This window comes from Streptomyces sp. NBC_01515 (assembly GCF_045040345.1).
Taxonomy (GTDB): domain Bacteria; phylum Actinomycetota; class Actinomycetes; order Streptomycetales; family Streptomycetaceae; genus Streptomyces.
Genome location: NZ_CP109416.1, coordinates 1,979,689 through 1,995,447 on the forward strand (window position 1 = coordinate 1,979,689; position 15,759 = coordinate 1,995,447).

Genomic DNA, 15,759 nt, shown 5'->3' on the forward strand with positions numbered 1-15,759 from the left:
AGGTCATCGGACCAGGTCCGCCGCCAGGTTCGCGATGTTGGTGAGCAGCGCCGTGCCGCGCCGGGAGTGGTCATAGCCGGCGAGCGGGTAGCCGTTGCTCAGACAGGCGAAGGACAGACCCGACTCCGGGTCCATGAAGCCGAGTTGGTAGGCGGCGCCCGCGCTGCCGAAGAGCGACGGCGAGCCGGTGCACGGGAGTTGACTGCCGGCGTCCGGCCCGGCCACCGTCACGAACAGGCCCATGCTGGTACGTCGGCTGCCGCCGCCCCCGTAGATCTGCTCCCCGTACGGGAGTTGGGTCAGCCGGATCCGGGTGCCCTCCGTCACCGCCTCCGGCTTCCACAGGCCCGAGTGCTCCAGCGCCTGGAAGTACAGGGCGACATCGGCGGCGGTGGCGACCAGGGCGTGGCTCGGCTCGCCGGCCGCCAGGACGCGGGGGTCGGAGAGGTACCACGGTCCCCAGGGGTCGGGTTCCTGGGTGTCGTCGGTGCGGTCGGTGGCGGTCATCGGGGCGACGGTGCCGGGCTGTTGGTCGACGGGGACGCCGAGTTCGATCGAGGTGAGGCCCAGCGGCCGGGCGATCCGCTCGTGGAGGTAGTCGGCGAAGGGCAGCCCCGTGCGCCGCTCGACGATCTCGGCGATCAGCCAGGCGGCGGCGGTGAGATGGAACTGGAAGCGGGTGCCGGGCGGGGTGTCGAGCCGCCAGCGCCCGAAGGCGGCGAGCCGTTGGTCGCGATCCAGCATCTTCGGGTAGCCGAGGGGCGCGAAGGGGAAGCCGGCGGTGTGGGTGAGCACCTGCTCGACGGTCACCGTCTCCTTCCCGTTCGGTGCGAACTCCGGGATGATCGCGGCGACTTGCTCGTCCAGCCGCAGGAGTCCCTCGCCGAGCAGCTTCCACACGACGCCCGCGACGATCGACCGCCCGACGGACTGCAGGACGTATCGAGTGCTCGGGCCGGCGTCCCCCCAGGTCTCGAAGGCCACCAGGCGACCGCCCCGAGCCACCGCGACCTGCGCGGACGGCAACGGCCCGTGCTCGACCTCCATGCGGATCCGGCGCAGCAGGACGTCCAGCCGGTGCGGGTCCACGCCCACGCTCTCCGGGTCGACGACGGAGTGGTCAGTCATGTGCTCCTCCTTGGCCGGGTTCGCGCAGCAGGCGCCGTACGACCTTGCCGTTGGCGTTGCGCGGCAGGTCGTCCACGAACCACCAGCGGACGGGGACCTTGAATCCGGAGAGCCGGGTGCGGGCGTGCGCCCGGAGCGTGGCCGGTTCGGGTGGGACGTCGGGGTCGGCGGGCACGACGAAGGCGACGACGGTCTGGCCGAGCCGTTCGTCGGGTGCGCCCGTCACCGCGACGTCCGCGACGCCGGGGTGCGCGGCCAGGACGGTCTCGACCTCCAGCGGGTGGACGTTCTCGCCGCCCCGGATGATCATGTCGCTGCCGCGGCCGTACAGGTAGAGGTAGCCGTCCTCGGCCACGCGGCCCAAGTCGCCGCTGTGCAGCCAGCCTTCGGCGTCGACCCGGAAGAAGTGGCCGGCGTGGGCGTGGATCTCGCCGATGCCGTCCGGTCCGGTGTCGCGTACCCGCAACTCGACGCCCGGCGCGGGTCGTCCCACAGACCGGAGAAGCTCGGTTCGCCCGGCGACCGCCTCCCGATGGTCCTCGGGGGTGAGCACGCTGATGGGCGAACCCTCGGTCTGCCCGAACATGTTGAGCATGCGGACGCCGGGCATCGCCTCGTACGTCCGCCGCAGGGTGCCGGGGCGGACGGGTGCACCACCGTACTGGAGGACCCGCAGCGTCTCGTGGTGCGCCTGTCCGGCCGCCAGCAGGGTCTCCAGCATCGCCGGGACCATGCTCGTGTGGGTGGCGCCGAGCTCGCGCAGCAGGGCCCAGCCCTCGACGGTGAAGCGGGGCAGCCCGGTGATCAGCGCGCCCGCCGCGAGGGCGACGGCGATGTTGCCGAGGCCGGCGATGTGGTGGAAGGGGGCGCTGCCCCCGTAGAAGCTGTCCGGATCGAGCGCGCAGAGGCGGCCGTTGACGCGGGCGCGGGCGGCCAGGCGGCGTTGGGTCATGCGGACGGGTTTGGGGAGGCCTGTCGTGCCGGAGGTGTGCAGGACGGCGGCGAGGTCGTCCGGCTCGGCGGTCAACGGCCTTGTGCTCGGGCGGAGTTCGGGGACGACGACGGCGCGGCGGCCGGACAGCTTGGCGACCTGATCGCCGAGTTCGGCGAACTCGGGTTGCGCGATGAGGAGTTGGGCTCCGGACGCCTCGACGACGGCCGCGATCTCGTACGGCGTCATCCGGACACCGAGCGGGGCGAGCGGGTGGGCGGACCCGGCGCCGCCGATCACCAGCGCGAGGGCGTCGGCGGAGGTGGCGGCGAGGGCGGGCACCGGGGCACCGGGGGCGAGGCCGAGGGTGTCCAGCCAGTCGGCGGCGCCCGCAGCCCGGTCGAGGAGTTCGCGTCCGGTCCAGGTGAGGTCCCCGAACCGGACGGCGGGACGGGAGTGGTCGTAGGCGGCGCCGACCGTCGCCGTCCAGGTCAACTCCTGTTCGCCGCCCACCGGTTCAGGGCTCCAGGCGGGCCGTCGCGGTGCCGGTGACCACCTCGGCGCCGTCCTGGGTGACGGTGCGCAGCGAGAAGCGGGCGACCGGACCGGCCGGCGTGTCCTCGACCGACTCGACGGTCGCCGTGGCGGTGAGGGTGTCACCGGGCCACACCTGTGCCTTGAAGCGCACCCCGAAGGCCAGCAGCGACTCGACGCCGACCCAGTCGGTCAGCACCCGTCCCGTCATGCCCATCGTGAGCATGCCGTGGGCGAAGACGCCGGGGTAGCCCGCGACCTCGGTGGCGAACCGCTCGTCGGTGTGCAGCGGGTTGAAGTCGCCGGACGCGCCCGCGTATTGGACGATCCGGGTGCGCTTGAGGTCGGCGACCAGCACGCTCTCGCGGGTCTCACCGGCCTTCACGTCGTCCGCGCTCAGGGTCATCGGGCGTCCTTCCGGGTCGCGGGGCCTTCGGGCACGACCGCCACGGTGCGGGCGCTGACGACGGGTTCGCCCTCGGCGTCCCGGTACTCGGTGACGCGCTCGCTGAACAGCAGCCGGCCGGTGCGGCCCTGCTTCTCCCAGCTGCGTCCGGCGACGGTGGTGGCGTACAGGGTCTCCCCCGCGCGCACCGGCCGGTGGTACTCGAAGTGCTGCTCGGCGTGCAGCCCGCCACCGCCCTCGGGCATCACACCGGGCTCGGCGCCGGACCCGAACCACGCCTCGCCCGGCTTGGGCCGCAGCCGGTATTCGGGATCGTGGTGGGCGCTCGCCATGGTGAAGGTGGGCGGAGCGAGCGCGCTCTCGCCGACGTAGTCCGGGTTCTCGTCACCGATGGCCCGGGCGAACATCAGGATGTGCCCGGCCTCGACGGGGAACGGCTGCCCTGTCATCTTCCTTCTCCTCGGTCAGTACGGCGGGAACGCGTCTGTCAGTACGGCAGGAACGCGTCGCGGGTGGCCTCGTCCGGGTCGAAGTCCGGGGGCAGTCCCTCGAACTTGGGCTCCCGCTTCTCCACGAAACTGGCGACCCCTTCGCGGAAGTCCGGCGAGCCCGCGAAGAACTCCATGGCGGAGTAGGAGCGGGCGAGCGCTTCGGTGAAGGGCCGGTCGAGGTCGCCGTAGACCTGGTGACGTACGACGGCCATGGCGCGCGGTGAGCAGTTGCGGGCGATGTCACGGGCGTAGGCGCGGGCGGCGTCGAGCAGGTCCTCGGGCTCCACGACCCGGCTGACGAGGCCGAGTTGCTTCGCCTCGTCGGCGTCGAAGACGCGGCCGGACAGGAGGAGGTCGAGGGCGTTCTCCAGGCCGATGACGCGGGGCAGCACGTAGGGGAGGTTGTACTCGCCGGCGAGGCCGCGGCGGGTGAAGGCGGTGGTGAAGCGTGCCCCGCGGGCGGCGAAGCGCACGTCGCAGATCAGGGCCTGGACCAGGCCGATGCCCGCACAGGCGCCGTTGACGGCCGCGATGAGCGGCTTGGGCATGTTCCGCCTGCTGTACATGGGCACGCGGGCCTGGAGGTTGAGGGACTGGCCCGGCTGCGCGTTCTGTTCCAGCCGCTGGACGTCCATGCCGGGGCAGAAGGCGCGGCCGGCGCCGGTGACGATCACGACGCGGACGGCGGGGTCGTGGGCGGCCTCGTCCAGGAGGGCGAAGAAGCGCCGCTCCATCGGGAGGCTCCAGGCGTTCTTGCGCTCGGGCCGGTTGAGGGTGACGGTGGCGACGCCGTTCTCGTCGACCTCGTACAGCACCAGGTCCCGGTCGGGTTCGTCCGGCATCGCGTCACTCCTCGGTCGGCGGTTCGACGGCGTCGATGGGTTGGATGGCTTGGATGGGTTCGCCGACGCCGGGCCGTTCCCCGGAGATGGTCACCACGACCTGCCCCCGGGCGCAGACGATCCCGTCGGTCATCACGTCGACGTCGGCGAAGTGCAGCTTGCGGCCCCGGCGGACGCAGCGGGCGTAGGCGACGGCCTCCCGGCCGCGGGCGGGCGCGAGGTACTGCACCGACATCGAGACGGTGCTGAGCCGACTGCCCTTCTGGAAGTCGTGCCCGGCGATCACGGCGCCCGCGCCCGCGGTGTCGATGAGCGCGGAGAGCACTCCGCCGTGGAACACGCCTTCGTGGGCGGTGAGTTGCTCGGCGTAGGGAAGGACGACCTCGACGCCGTCGGGGTCCCAGCGGACCATGCGCAGACGACAGAGGCGGTTGAACGCGACGCCGCGCTCCCAGCGGGCCCGGAACCACTCGCGGCGTTCGCGCTGTTCCTGGTCGGTGAGGGGTCTCGCCGCGACGGTCATCCGCACGCCCTCCGGTCTCGGCCGGTCAGCCGATCCATATAGTTACATGAATTGGATAGTTGAAGCAATCACACGAGGCACAGCCAGAGCGCCAGATGTATTATTTATATAACTCATTCGATGTCCGTGAACAGAGGGAGACCTCGATGCCGTCGACCGCCCTGGCCGGGATCCGCGTCCTCGACCTGTCCCGCGTCCTCGCGGCCCCGCTGGCCACCCAGATGCTGGCCGACCTCGGCGCGGAGGTCATCAAGGTCGAGCGGCCCGGCACCGGCGACGACTCACGGACGTACGGTCCGCCGTTCGCCCCCGGCACGGACACCGCGGCCTTCTACCTCTCCTGCAACCGCAACAAGCGGTCCGTGACGGTCAATCACGCCACCACCGAGGGGCAGGAGTTGATCCGCTCGCTCGCCGCCCGCTCGGACGTCCTGGTCGAGAACTTCCGCGCGGGGACGCTGGCGAAGTACGGCCTCGACCACGAGAACCTGCTGGCACTCAACCCGCGCCTCGTCTACCTGTCGGTCACCGGCTTCGGCCAGACCGGCCCGTACGCCGGGCGCCCCGGCTACGACGGGATCTTCCAGGCCATGTCCGGGATGATGAGCGCCTCCGGCCACCCCGAGGAGCCGATGAAGGTCGGGGTCAGCATGGTCGACATCCTCACCGGCCTGTACGCCTCGACGGCCGTCCTGGCGGCGCTGCGGCACCGGGACGCCACCGGCGAGGGCCAGTTCATCGACCTCTCCCTGCTGGACTGCGGGCTGGCCTCGCTGTCGCACTTCGCGATGAACTACCTGGTCTCCGGCGAGGTTCCGCGCCGGCGCGGCAACGGCGGCTACGGCGGAATCCCCTCCCAGGCCTTCCACTGCGCGGACAGGCCGCTGTTCCTCGTCGCCGGGAACGACAAGCAGTTCGCCGCGTTCTGCGCGGCCGCCGAGCGCACCGACCTGCTCCAGGATCCGCGGTTCGCCACGACCTCCGCCCGGATCACCCATCGCGAGGAGATCCTGCCGGTCCTCGCAGCGATCATGCGCACCCGGAGCCGGGACGAATGGCTGGCCCTCCTGGACGAACACGACGTGCCGGCGGGCCCGTTCAACGAGATGCCCGAGGTCTTCGCCGATCCCCAGATCCGGCACCGGGGGATGCTCGTCGAGGTCGAGGACCCGGTGTCGGGCCCGCTGCCGCTGCTCGCCAACCCCATCCGGCTCTCGGTGACCCCGGTCGAGGGCTACGCCCCGCCGCCCGCGCTGGGTGAGCACACGGCCGAAGTCCTGTGCGGGCTGGCCGGGGTGACGGAGGATCAGCTCGCGGGACTGCGCGCGCGGGGCGTCGTCTAGGTATGACGTCTCATGAGGTCGGCGCCATGGCCTCGATCGGTTCCGCCAGCCGCTCGTACAGGCTGAACCCCGGAGTGGCCCAAGAATTTGCCACGGAAATGGACCACACTCCTGGGCTGCTTCGCTCCTAAGGTCGGAGACATGACGCCCTGCGCAGAGCCGGACGGGCTGTCCATCCCTGCGAGATTTCCACCGAAGAGACAGCTGATCGAGCTGATCGAGGAGGTGATTCCCTTGACTTCCTCCCCCTCCTGAAGAAGGGGGATTCCTACGGCTCGCGCCGTAGGGGTTCCTGTTTCAACGCCGACTGCCCGCCAGGAGAACTCCCTTGAGGTCTTACACCAGCTCCACAGGCAGAGACGGCCAGCCCGGCCGCCTTGATGTTGCGGGCCGCGTTGATGTCGCGGTCATGCACGGCGCCGCAGTCGCACGTCCACGCGCGGACGTTCAACGGCATCTTCGCCGCGACCGCCCCGCAGGCCCCGCACAGCTTCGAGCTGGGGAACCAGCGGTCGATCACGACGAGTTCGCGCCCGTACCAGGCGCACTTGTACTCCAACATCGAGCGCAGTTCCGTCCACGAAGCGTCACTGATGGCGCGGGCCAGCTTGTGGTTCTTGAGCAGGTTGCGGACGGTGAGGTCCTCGATCACGACCGTTTGGTTCTCACGGACGAGACGAGTCGACAGCTTGTGCAGGTGGTCGCGGCGCCGGTCGGCGATCCGCGCATGCACGCGGGCGACCCTGCGGCGGGCCTTCTCCCGGTTCGCCGAGCCCTTCGCCTTCCGGGACAACTCCCGCTGCGCCTTCGCGAGACGAGCACGGTCGCGCCGCTCGTGCCGGGGATTGGTGACCTTCTCCCCGGTGGACAGGGTCACGAGCGACGTGATGCCCGCATCGATACCGACCGCGTTCGTCGTGGCCGGAGCCGGGGTAATGCGGTCGTCGCACAGCAGCGACACGAACCAGCGGCCCGCACCGTCACGGGACACGGTCACCGTGGTCGGCTCGCTGCCCTCCGGGAGCGGACGCGACCAGCGGATGTCCAGAGAACCGGCCACCTTCGCCAACGTCAGACGGCCCTCGCGCCACGTGAAGGCGCTCCGCGTGTACTCGGCCGACGCCCGCGACTTCTTCCTCGACTTGAAACGCGGATACTTCGCCCGCTGGGCGAAGAAGTTCCCGAACGCCGTCTGGAGGTGGCGCAACGCCTGCTGGAGCGGAACCGAGGACACCTCCGCCAGGAAGGCCAGCTCCCCGGTCTTCTTCCACTGAGTCAGCGCTGCCGACGACTGAACGTAGGAAACACGGCGCTGCTCGCCGTACCAGGCCCGGGTGCGCTCCTCCAGCGCCTTGTTGTAGACGAGACGGACACAGCCGAACGTACGCGACAACTCCGCCGCCTGCCCGTCCGTGGGGTAAAAGCGGTACCTGAACGCCCGCTTAACCTGCTCCGCCATACCTCACACTCTATCAACTCCCGTGTGAGAGGCGGGTATCGGACGGTGGGCGCCGGTCCGCCCCAGCGGCGAACCGACTCCTCCTGCCCTGCTCCGCAGGAGCTTCGTTTCCTACCCCGGCCTGAAGGCCGGGGTATCCACGAAGGAAGGCCCCGATGAAAGCGATCGTGGTGACGGACCAGGCCGCGGGAACGGCCGGGATGACTCTGGTGGAGCGACCCGAGCCGCGGGCGGCGATCAACGATGTCGTCGTTCGGATCCACGCGTCGGGATTCGTCCCGACCGAGATGGAGTGGCCATCGACCTGGACCGATCGCGCCGGCCGTGACAGGACACCGTCGATCCCCGGCCATGAGCTGGCGGGAGTGGTCGCCGCCCTCGGCTACGGCACGACGGGGCTGTCGGTCGGGCAGCGGGTGTTCGGCCTCGCCGACTGGCACCGTGACGGCACCCTGGCGGAGTTTGTGGCGATCGAGGCACGCAACCTCGCACCGCTTCCCGGCGACGTCGACTTCGCGGTGGGCGCGTCGCTGCCGATCTCAGGACTGACCGCGTGGCAGGGGCTGTTCCAGCACGGCCGCCTTCAGGCCGGCCAGACCGTCCTCGCCCATGGTGCGGCCGGGGCGGTCGGGACGATGGTGACCCAGCTGGCACGTGAGGCCGGCGCCTACGTCATCGGCACCGGACGTGCCGCGGACCGGGAGAAGGCACTCGACTTCGGCGCGCAGGAGTTCGTCGACCTTGAGAACGACGCGCTGGAAGACGTCGGCGGCGTCGATCTGGTCTTCGATGTCATCGGCGGCGACATCCAGAAGCGGTCCGCCGACCTGGTCAAGGACGGCGGAACGCTGGTGTCCGTCGTCGGCCCGGTCGAGGCGCGGCCCGCTGCCGGCCTGGCGGTGGACTTCGTCGTCGAGGCCGATCGTGCCGGACTGGGGGAGATCGTGCGGCGGGTGCGGGACGGACGGCTCCGGACGAACATCGACGACGTCTCGCCCCTCGACGATGCCGTCACCGCTCTCAATCCGACCGAGCGACGCAAGGGAAAGACGATCATCCGCGTTCGTCCGTGAGGACACGGGGACACGGGGACACGGGGACACGGGGACAGCGACCGGCCCTCCCCTCCCCTCCTCGGGAACCCCGACTTGCTTGCGGTCGGTGTGTGCGTCTCGGACGTCACCCGATGAGGGTCCGGCCGCCCTCCAACATCAGCGTGGCGCCGGTCAGATACGCCATGTCGTCGCTCACCAGCGCGGCCACCGCCCGGCCGATGTCCGCCTCCGGGGCGCCGAGCCGGCCGAGCGGGATCTCGCGGGCGAGTTCCTCCGCCTTGCGCGGATGCGCGGCCAGATAGTCCTCCGCCGCCGGACTGAGCGCGGCCGGACAGACGACGTTCACACGGATCCCGTACGGCCCCCACTCCCGCGCGGCGACCCGGCTCAGGCCGCGGATCGCCTCCTTGGCCATGGCGTACGCCGCGAAGGTCGCCTCACCCTGCACGGCGGCCGAGGAACCCAGGTTGACGACACTGCCGCGGCTCTCCCTCAGATGGGGCAGGGCCGCCTGCATCGCGTGGAAGACGGCCAACGGCCCACTGCGGTAGGTGAGTTCGACATCGTCGTACGACGTCTTCTCCAGCCGTCGCTGCACCGACGACTGGGCGTTGTTCACGAGTACGTCGAGGCCGCCGAACCGCCGTACCGTCTCGGCCACCATCCGGTCGACGTCGTCCCGCTCCCCCACGTCCCCGACCACGGTGTACGCCCGCCCGCCGCGCTCGGCGATCTCCCCGGCGGTGTCCTTCAGCTTGGTCTCGGTACGGCCGGTGATGACCACGGCCGCGCCCTCGGCGGCGAGCGCCAGGGCGATGCCGCGGCCCACGCCCTGTCCCCCGCCGGTGACCAGAGCCGTCCTGCCTGCCAGCCGTGCCATCACGTCTCCTTCCAGAAGGCCGTCCAGGTGGGGAAGGCGTCGGGAAGTGCCGGTTCGCCCGCGCCCTCCCAGCCCTTGAATCCGACCGCCTGCGGGCGGTCGGTCACGTCGGCCGCGTACCAGTGCTGTTCGCGGCGCCGGGAGAAGTACCAGTCGCCGTCCACGCGCGCGTAGTCGTCGAAGTAGCAGATCGCCATCACGATCCACCGGTCCCCCACCTCGTGCTCGGCACGGCAGTAGACCGCGCCGGTCGCGGTGTCGCGGCCGGTGAACTCGACGCGGTGGCCGCAGATCTGGTGCACCGACCGGTGGAATCCGCGTACGAGCGGCTCGATGTGCTGCCGCAGGACCTGGCGTCCCCGGCCGTGGCGTCCCATGTCCACGTCGGGGCGGAAGCAGCCGACCCAGGCGTCGAGGTCGCGGGAGTCCACGGCCAGGGCGTAGCGGATGGGCAGTTGCTGGATGGCCTGGTGGGACTCGACGCGGTCGAGGCGGTCCTCGGTCGAGGTCATGGCCGCGGCTCCCTCGGCAGACCGAGGACCAACTCGCCGATGATGTTGCGCTGGATCTCACTCGAACCGCCGTAGATCGTCTCCGCGAGGGAGAGCAGGAACGAGCGCTGCCGGGTGTCGAGTTCGTAGTCCTCGCCGACGATCTGTCCGGCGGGTCCGGCCAACTCCATGGCCAGGTGGCCGAGTTGCTGGTGTCGAGTCGAGGCGTAGAGCTTCGCCGTGGTGGCCTGCGCGCCCGGGGTGCGGCCCGCGGTCAGTTCGGCGATGGTGCGCAGGTTGGTGGTGCGCATGATGCGTACGGAGATCCAGGCGTCCACGATCCGGCGGCGGAGCATGGGGTCGTCGAGGGCGCCGCGTGCGCGGGCCAGGTCGATCAGTGCCTCGGCCTCCCGCTCGAAGCCGAGTTGCTGGGGCAGCAGGGTGGTGCCGCGTTCGATGCCGAGGGTGGCCATCGCCGTGCGCCAGCCCTGACCGACCTCCCCTACGGCCATGTCCGCGCCGGTACGCGCGTCGGAGAGGAACACCTCGGCGAACTCGTCCTGGCCTGCGAGGTTGCGGATGGGGCGGATCTCCACGCCTGGCTGGTCGGTCGGGAGGAGCAGCAGTGTCAGGCCCTTGTGGCGCCGGGAGGCGGGGTCGGTGCGGGTGAGGACGTAGAGCCAGTCGGCGTGGATGCCGAACGACGTCCACACCTTCTGCCCGTTGACCACCCACTGGTCGCCGTCGCGCTCGGCGCGGGTACGGACGGATGCCAGGTCGGAGCCCGCCCCCGGTTCGCTGAAGCCCTGCCCCCACAGTTCCTCGACGGCGAGGATCGGCGGCAGGAAGCGCTTCCTCTGGGCCTCGTCGCCCCTCGCGAGGAGCAGCGGGCCGAGCAGGTCGAGGGCGTTGACGGTGGCACGGTAGGGGGCGTTCGCGCGGGCGTACTCGTACTCGAAGACGATCTCCTCGATCAGTCCGAGGCCGCGTCCGCCGTACTCCTTCGGCCAGCCCACACCCAGCCAGTTCCCGGCCGACAGCTCACGGTCCCAGGCGAGACGTACGTCCCAGGCGGCGCCGTCGGTGGGGCCGCCCACCCCCCGGTGCGCGGCGAACTCCCCCACGAGGTGGTCCGCGAACCAGTCCCGCAGTTCGTCGCGGAAGTCGCGTACGGCGGGCCCGAAGTCCACTTCCATGTCTGCCTCTCCTGGGTGTCAGATGCCGAGCCGGGCGGCGAGCAGCTCCCGGTGGTGGGCGGGCGTGCCGAGCAGCACCTCGGAGCTCTTGGCCCGCTTCAGGTAGAGGTGCGCGGGGTGTTCCCAGGTGAAGCCGATGCCGCCGTGGACCTGGATGGTGTCGCCGGCGACCTTGGTGAAGGCCTCCGAGCAGAACGCCTGGGCGAGGGCCGCCGCCACGGCGATCTCCGTCTCGTCACCGGCGTCCAGCGCCCACAGTCCGGCGTACGCGGCCGAGCGGGCGGACTCGATCTCGACGAGCATGTCGGCGCACTTGTGCTTGATGCCCTGGAACGAGCCGATGGGACGGCCGTACTGCTCGCGGATCTTGGCGTACGCGACCGACGCGTCCAGGGCGGCGGCGGCCCCGCCGACCTGTTCGGCGGCGAGTAGCACGGACGCTGTCGCCAGGGCGCGTTCGAGGCCGGGCCAGGCCGCGCCCTCGGTGCCCAGCAGGCGGGCCGGGGTGTCCGTGAAGACCACCCTGGCCTGCTTGCGCGTCTGGTCGAGGGTGGGCAGGGGGGTGCGGGTGAGGCCCGCAGCGTCGGCGGCCTCGACCGCGAAGAGGCTGATGCCGGCGGGGGTGCGGGCGGCGACCAGCAGCAGGTCGGCGACGTGTCCGTCGGGGACGTAGGTCTTCACGCCCGTGAGCCGCCAACTGCCCGCTTCCTCACGGGCGGTGAGGCGGATGCCCGGCTCGTCCCAGCGGCCGCTGTCCTCCGTGAGGGCGAGCGTGGCCACCGTCTCGCCGGCGGTGATGCCGGGGAGCAGCTCGGCGCGGGCTGCCTCGTCGTCGCAGCGCAGCAGCGCCTCGGCGGCCAGGGCGACGGTGGCGAAGTACGGGGCGCACAGCAGGGCGCGGCCCGTCTCCTCGAAGACGACGCCGAGGTCGACGTAGCCGAAGCCGGAGCCGCCGTACTCCTCCGGTACGGCGAGTCCCTGCAGGCCGATCTCCGTGGCCATCCGCCGCCAGATCCACGGGTCGTGTCCCTGCGGGTCGGCGGCCAGCCGGCGCACGTCGGCCTCGGTGGCGTGCCGGGTGAGGAACGACCGTACGACCGTGCGCAGTTCGTCCTGTTCCTCGCTGAAGGTGAGATCCATGCCGAGCTTCCCGTCCTCGGTGCGCCCGTGGGCCGGACGCTTGCCGCCCGCCTCTCGATACAGTTAGATAATTATAGTATCCGCACTGAATACACCAGGAGTGCGACGTGACCGATCCCTACGCCCCGCTCACGAGCCTGACCTTCGAGCGGCCCGCGCCCGGTGTGCTGCGCATCGTGCTGGACGCGCCGAACCTCAACGCCGTGGATCCGCGCATGCACGGTGAGTTGGCCGACGTCTGGCCGGTCGTCGACCGGGACGAGGAGACCCGCGCGGTGCTGGTCCAGGGGGCCGGCAAGGCCTTCTCGGCCGGCGGGACCTTCGACTCCATCGCAGCCATGACCGAGGACTACGCCGTGCGCGCCCGGGTGATGCGGGAGGCGCGGGACATGGTCTACGGGGTGATCAACTGCTCGAAGCCGGTGGTCTCCGCGATCCACGGCCCGGCGGTCGGTGCGGGGCTGGTCATCGGCATGCTGGCGGACATCTCGATCGCCGGCCGCAGGGCGAAGATCGTCGACGGGCACACGCGGCTCGGGGTGGCGGCCGGCGACCACGCGGCGATCTGCTGGCCGCTGCTGTGCGGGATGGCCAAGGCCAAGTACTACCTCCTGACCTGCGAGGCGCTGACCGGCGAGGAGGCCGAGCGGATCGGCCTGGTGTCGAAGTGCGTGGACGACGAGGACGTGCACGCCGAGGGGCTGCGGGTGGCGACCCTGCTGGCCGCCGGGCCCGCCAGCGCGCTGAGCTGGACCAAGCGGTCCCTCAACCACTGGTACCGCACGGCCCAGCCGCTCTTCGAGGCCTCGCTGGGGCTGGAGTTCTTCGGGTTCGGCGGGCACGAGGTCGTCGAGGGACTCGCCGCCCACCGCGAGAAGCGCGCCCCGGACTTCGAGGGCGTGGGCGGCAAGCACCCGATCGACCTGTGACCCACGGACGCACGAGGAGCCCGCGATGACGGCAGAGCCCACCACCGCCACCGAAATCCCCCCGCTGGTAAGGGGGTTGACCTACGAGGAGATGCCGGTCGGGCAGGTGTTCCGTACCGCCCGCCGCACGGTCACCGAGACCGACCTGGTCAACTTCGTCACCTGGGGCGGCTTCAACGAGCCGCTCTTCTGGGACGCCTCGCACGCGGCCGACGGCGGCTACAGCGGACGGCTGGTGCCGGGCGCGCTGACGTACTGCGTCGCCGAGGGACTCGTCCTGCAGACGAACGTGCTGCACGGCACGGGCCTGGCCTTCCTGCACATGGAACTGACCGTGCGGGGACCGGTGTACGTCGGCGACACGCTGTACGCCGTCGTGGAGACCACAGACTGCCGGCCGTCCAGCAAGCCCGGCCGGGGCGTGGTGACGAGCCGGATCACCGTACGCAACCAGCGGGACGAGGACGTGCTCGTGTACACGCCGGTACGGCTGATCCGGGGCCGGGACTACGAGGCTCCGACCCGCTGATCCCGGGGGCCGGGCGGAACCAGGGTCAGCCCGGCCGCCGGACCCGGACCTTCGGGGCCCGCGAAAGCTCCCGCCCGCAGCCAGTCCGAGGGCATCGGCGGGCGCCGCGGGGGCTCGTGATCAGGGACGGCCATCGCGTAGAGGCGGGTGTAGCGGAACTTCGCCTCCAGGTTGTCGAGCACCGACCAGTACTCGTAGCCGCAGACCTCCACACCGCGCTCGATCACCCGGCCCAGCCAGGACAGCCGGGCGCGCAGCAGGGCCCGGCGGCGGGCGTCGTCGCTGTGGCCGGTCTCGTCGACGAGGTCCAGGTCGCCCATGCCGTTGTCGACGACGGACAGCGGCGGCAGCAGTTCGCCGTAGAGGTCGTGGAGGTCCGCGACGGCGTCGGCCAGGCCCTCGGGGAGGAGGGGCCAGCCGTACGCCGTCGTCTCCACGTCGTCGAAGGGGACGATCGCGAAGCCCAGGCCAACCAGGAGGCGGTTGACCTCGTTGAGCCTGCTCTGGCACTTGTCGGCGGGCAGGGCGCGGGCGAGGTTCTCCGGTGCGGTGACGCGGAACGGGGTGTGCCAGGACATGCCGAGCAGGTCCTGCGGGGTGGCGATGACGTCCAGGTCCCCGGGGCGCACGCAGCCGGTGTCCTCGATCGGTGAGACATCGTCCTCGGTCACCATGTGCTCGGCGAGCAGCAGGGGGTCGAGGAAGAGGCGGTTGGTCCAGCTCAGCAGGCGATCCAGGGCGAGCCGGTCGAAGGGGTCCTCGGTGGCCGCGTAGCCGCCGACGAGAGTGACCGTGGTCCCGATCCGGCCGCTCACGCCGGCGGCCCGGAGAGCGCGGGTCGCGAGTCCGTTGGCGAGCAGGATGTGGTGGACCGCGGGCAGGCCCGCGCGGCCGATGCCCCGGCCCGGCGTGTACATCCCGGCCACGTGGTCGGCGAGGGTGGGCCCGGCCAGGTCGGTGGACGTGATCCAGCGGGTGACGCGGTCGCCGTAGCGGCGGCCCAGCTCGGCGGCGTAGGCGGCGAAGTGCTCGGCGGTGTCGCGCTCCAGCCAGCCCCCGGAGTCCTCCAGCCAGGCCGGCAGCGACCGGTCGAACAGGGTGAGGCAGGGGCGCACGCCGAGTGCGAGCAGGGAGTCGAGTTCGCGGTCGCAGCGGTCCAGGGCCGCGTGGTCCCAGCTGCCGGGGCCGTCGGGCTGGAGCAGCGGCCATCCGGCGACCATGCGGTGGGTGTCGGGTGTGACGCCGACCAGCTGCCGGATGTCGTCGGTCCACTGCCCGAAGTGCCCCGCGCGTTCCGGCGGGGGCGGCGGTGGGGCCGCGAGGGCGTCCGCGGTGGCGACTCCCCAGTCGACACCGTGGAAAGACTCCTGCAGGAAACCATCGCTCATGGTCACCGTCCCGGGCGGAATAGCTAACGCATTCAACTGAATGCCCGCCGTCCGGACGCTAACACTTCGGGGAAACGACGACAATGTTTCGGACAGATCTCATCGGCCCGTCAAAGCGCCGGGGCGGGGTCGGCCCGTGTCCAGGGCGGGGGCGGCGGGCCGCCGGGCCGTGCCCGTGATCGACGCGTCGAGGCCGCGGGAGAGCGTGGCCCGCAGGGCCGAGCGGTCGACGATCCGCAGGCCGGCGATGCCGTGCACGCGCAGTCGGACGCCTACGAGGTCGCGCCCGGCAAGGCCTGCCGGGCGGGTCCCGACTGCGTGGTGACCCCGGCGGCCGTGGTCCCGGCCCGCGCCGATGATCTCCTGGCCGTCGCGGGCGGTGGGACCGGGGAGGGTTTCGGCCATGATCCGGTCGGCGATCGGGGTGGTCCCGAAAGTCCTGGCGCATGCGGCGGAAGAGGGCGGCCCCGATGCGGCGGACCTGCTCGGAACCG

At 71.3% G+C, this 15,759-nt stretch carries 17 protein-coding genes; 4 read left to right on the plus strand and 13 right to left on the minus strand.

What is annotated here, in order from left to right; translation table 11 throughout:
* Positions 1–3: 3 nt before the first annotated feature.
* From OG407_RS08640 to OG407_RS08665, 6 genes are read right to left on the minus strand one after another with little or no spacing between them, the layout of a single operon-like run.
* Entirely contained in the window at positions 4–1,128 is a 1,125-nt protein-coding gene (locus OG407_RS08640; RefSeq protein ID WP_405856596.1) for a serine hydrolase domain-containing protein, read from the minus strand.
* Positions 1,121–2,572 (minus strand): class I adenylate-forming enzyme family protein, encoded by a 1,452-nt coding sequence (locus tag OG407_RS08645; RefSeq protein WP_405856598.1) that lies wholly within the window; start codon positions 2,570–2,572, stop codon positions 1,121–1,123. The genes OG407_RS08640 and OG407_RS08645 overlap by 8 nt, the downstream gene beginning before the upstream one ends.
* A gap of 4 nt (positions 2,573–2,576) precedes the next feature.
* Positions 2,577–2,999, minus strand: coding sequence for a MaoC/PaaZ C-terminal domain-containing protein (locus OG407_RS08650; protein ID WP_405856600.1), 423 nt, complete (start codon positions 2,997–2,999; stop codon positions 2,577–2,579).
* A complete protein-coding gene (locus tag OG407_RS08655) occupies positions 2,996–3,448 on the minus strand; it encodes a MaoC family dehydratase N-terminal domain-containing protein (RefSeq protein ID WP_405856602.1) in 453 nt (150 codons plus the stop codon). Before OG407_RS08655 ends, OG407_RS08650 begins: the two co-directional genes overlap by 4 nt.
* A 38-nt stretch (positions 3,449–3,486) precedes the next feature.
* Positions 3,487–4,332, minus strand: a complete 846-nt coding sequence (locus OG407_RS08660) for an enoyl-CoA hydratase-related protein (protein WP_405856604.1) — start codon at positions 4,330–4,332, stop codon at positions 3,487–3,489.
* Between the two features lie 4 nt (positions 4,333–4,336).
* The gene (locus OG407_RS08665; RefSeq protein WP_405856606.1) at positions 4,337–4,855 is read right to left on the minus strand and encodes a PaaI family thioesterase; all 519 of its coding nucleotides are present in this window, start codon (positions 4,853–4,855) and stop codon (positions 4,337–4,339) included.
* A gap of 146 nt (positions 4,856–5,001) precedes the next feature.
* Between OG407_RS08665 and OG407_RS08670 the strand changes: the two genes are divergently transcribed.
* Complete coding sequence (locus tag OG407_RS08670) at positions 5,002–6,198, plus strand: CaiB/BaiF CoA transferase family protein (RefSeq protein WP_405856608.1); 1,197 nt, start codon at positions 5,002–5,004, stop codon at positions 6,196–6,198.
* A gap of 268 nt (positions 6,199–6,466) precedes the next feature.
* Here OG407_RS08670 and OG407_RS08675 read toward each other — a convergent pair whose 3' ends face one another.
* Positions 6,467–7,657, minus strand: coding sequence for an RNA-guided endonuclease InsQ/TnpB family protein (locus OG407_RS08675; RefSeq protein ID WP_405856610.1), 1,191 nt, complete (start codon positions 7,655–7,657; stop codon positions 6,467–6,469).
* A gap of 155 nt (positions 7,658–7,812) precedes the next feature.
* Here OG407_RS08675 and OG407_RS08680 point away from each other — a divergent pair, with 155 nt between their 5' ends.
* The gene (locus OG407_RS08680) at positions 7,813–8,730 is read left to right on the plus strand and encodes an NADP-dependent oxidoreductase (protein ID WP_405856612.1); all 918 of its coding nucleotides are present in this window, start codon (positions 7,813–7,815) and stop codon (positions 8,728–8,730) included.
* 106 nt (positions 8,731–8,836) lie between these two features.
* On the opposite strand, the gene OG407_RS08685 is transcribed toward OG407_RS08680, so the two are convergent.
* The 4 genes from OG407_RS08685 to OG407_RS08700 are packed head-to-tail and all read right to left on the minus strand — an operon-like array spanning position 8,837 to position 12,419.
* Positions 8,837–9,592 (minus strand): SDR family NAD(P)-dependent oxidoreductase, encoded by a 756-nt coding sequence (locus tag OG407_RS08685; RefSeq protein WP_405856614.1) that lies wholly within the window; start codon positions 9,590–9,592, stop codon positions 8,837–8,839.
* Complete coding sequence (locus tag OG407_RS08690) at positions 9,592–10,104, minus strand: nuclear transport factor 2 family protein (RefSeq protein WP_405856616.1); 513 nt, start codon at positions 10,102–10,104, stop codon at positions 9,592–9,594. The genes OG407_RS08685 and OG407_RS08690 overlap by 1 nt, the downstream gene beginning before the upstream one ends.
* Complete coding sequence (locus OG407_RS08695; protein ID WP_405856617.1) at positions 10,101–11,279, minus strand: acyl-CoA dehydrogenase family protein; 1,179 nt, start codon at positions 11,277–11,279, stop codon at positions 10,101–10,103. The genes OG407_RS08690 and OG407_RS08695 overlap by 4 nt, the downstream gene beginning before the upstream one ends.
* 18 nt (positions 11,280–11,297) lie before the next feature.
* A complete protein-coding gene (locus tag OG407_RS08700) occupies positions 11,298–12,419 on the minus strand; it encodes an acyl-CoA dehydrogenase family protein (protein ID WP_405856619.1) in 1,122 nt (373 codons plus the stop codon).
* A 107-nt stretch (positions 12,420–12,526) separates the two neighbouring features.
* Between OG407_RS08700 and OG407_RS08705 the strand changes: the two genes are divergently transcribed.
* Both OG407_RS08705 and OG407_RS08710 read left to right on the plus strand, forming a co-directional pair.
* Positions 12,527–13,348, plus strand: coding sequence for an enoyl-CoA hydratase/isomerase family protein (locus OG407_RS08705; protein ID WP_405856621.1), 822 nt, complete (start codon positions 12,527–12,529; stop codon positions 13,346–13,348).
* A gap of 25 nt (positions 13,349–13,373) precedes the next feature.
* A complete protein-coding gene (locus tag OG407_RS08710; RefSeq protein ID WP_405856623.1) occupies positions 13,374–13,877 on the plus strand; it encodes a MaoC family dehydratase in 504 nt (167 codons plus the stop codon).
* Here OG407_RS08710 and OG407_RS08715 read toward each other — a convergent pair.
* Both OG407_RS08715 and OG407_RS08720 read right to left on the minus strand, forming a co-directional pair.
* The gene (locus tag OG407_RS08715; protein WP_405856625.1) at positions 13,856–15,265 is read right to left on the minus strand and encodes a family 1 glycosylhydrolase; all 1,410 of its coding nucleotides are present in this window, start codon (positions 15,263–15,265) and stop codon (positions 13,856–13,858) included. The genes OG407_RS08710 and OG407_RS08715 overlap by 22 nt on opposite strands.
* Positions 15,266–15,364: 99 nt before the next feature.
* Complete coding sequence (locus OG407_RS08720) at positions 15,365–15,670, minus strand: GMC oxidoreductase (protein ID WP_405856627.1); 306 nt, start codon at positions 15,668–15,670, stop codon at positions 15,365–15,367.
* Positions 15,671–15,759: the final 89 nt, after the last annotated feature.

Bases quoted from the DNA above. Each gene is read 5' to 3' on its own strand.
- OG407_RS08665 (WP_405856606.1), bottom strand. From the start codon at position 4,855: ATGACCGTCGCGGCGAGACCCCTCACCGACCAGGAACAGCGCGAACGC.
- OG407_RS08700 (WP_405856619.1), bottom strand. From the start codon at position 12,419: ATGGATCTCACCTTCAGCGAGGAACAGGACGAACTGCGCACGGTCGTA.
- OG407_RS08650 (WP_405856600.1), bottom strand. From the start codon at position 2,999: ATGACCCTGAGCGCGGACGACGTGAAGGCCGGTGAGACCCGCGAGAGC.
- OG407_RS08720 (WP_405856627.1), bottom strand. From the start codon at position 15,670: ATGGCCGAAACCCTCCCCGGTCCCACCGCCCGCGACGGCCAGGAGATC.
- OG407_RS08685 (WP_405856614.1), bottom strand. From the start codon at position 9,592: ATGGCACGGCTGGCAGGCAGGACGGCTCTGGTCACCGGCGGGGGACAG.
- OG407_RS08655 (WP_405856602.1), bottom strand. From the start codon at position 3,448: ATGACAGGGCAGCCGTTCCCCGTCGAGGCCGGGCACATCCTGATGTTC.
- OG407_RS08715 (WP_405856625.1), bottom strand. From the start codon at position 15,265: ATGAGCGATGGTTTCCTGCAGGAGTCTTTCCACGGTGTCGACTGGGGA.
- OG407_RS08690 (WP_405856616.1), bottom strand. From the start codon at position 10,104: ATGACCTCGACCGAGGACCGCCTCGACCGCGTCGAGTCCCACCAGGCC.
- OG407_RS08695 (WP_405856617.1), bottom strand. From the start codon at position 11,279: ATGGAAGTGGACTTCGGGCCCGCCGTACGCGACTTCCGCGACGAACTG.
- OG407_RS08710 (WP_405856623.1), top strand. From the start codon at position 13,374: ATGACGGCAGAGCCCACCACCGCCACCGAAATCCCCCCGCTGGTAAGG.
- OG407_RS08660 (WP_405856604.1), bottom strand. From the start codon at position 4,332: ATGCCGGACGAACCCGACCGGGACCTGGTGCTGTACGAGGTCGACGAG.
- OG407_RS08675 (WP_405856610.1), bottom strand. From the start codon at position 7,657: ATGGCGGAGCAGGTTAAGCGGGCGTTCAGGTACCGCTTTTACCCCACG.
- OG407_RS08640 (WP_405856596.1), bottom strand. From the start codon at position 1,128: ATGACTGACCACTCCGTCGTCGACCCGGAGAGCGTGGGCGTGGACCCG.
- OG407_RS08680 (WP_405856612.1), top strand. From the start codon at position 7,813: ATGAAAGCGATCGTGGTGACGGACCAGGCCGCGGGAACGGCCGGGATG.
- OG407_RS08670 (WP_405856608.1), top strand. From the start codon at position 5,002: ATGCCGTCGACCGCCCTGGCCGGGATCCGCGTCCTCGACCTGTCCCGC.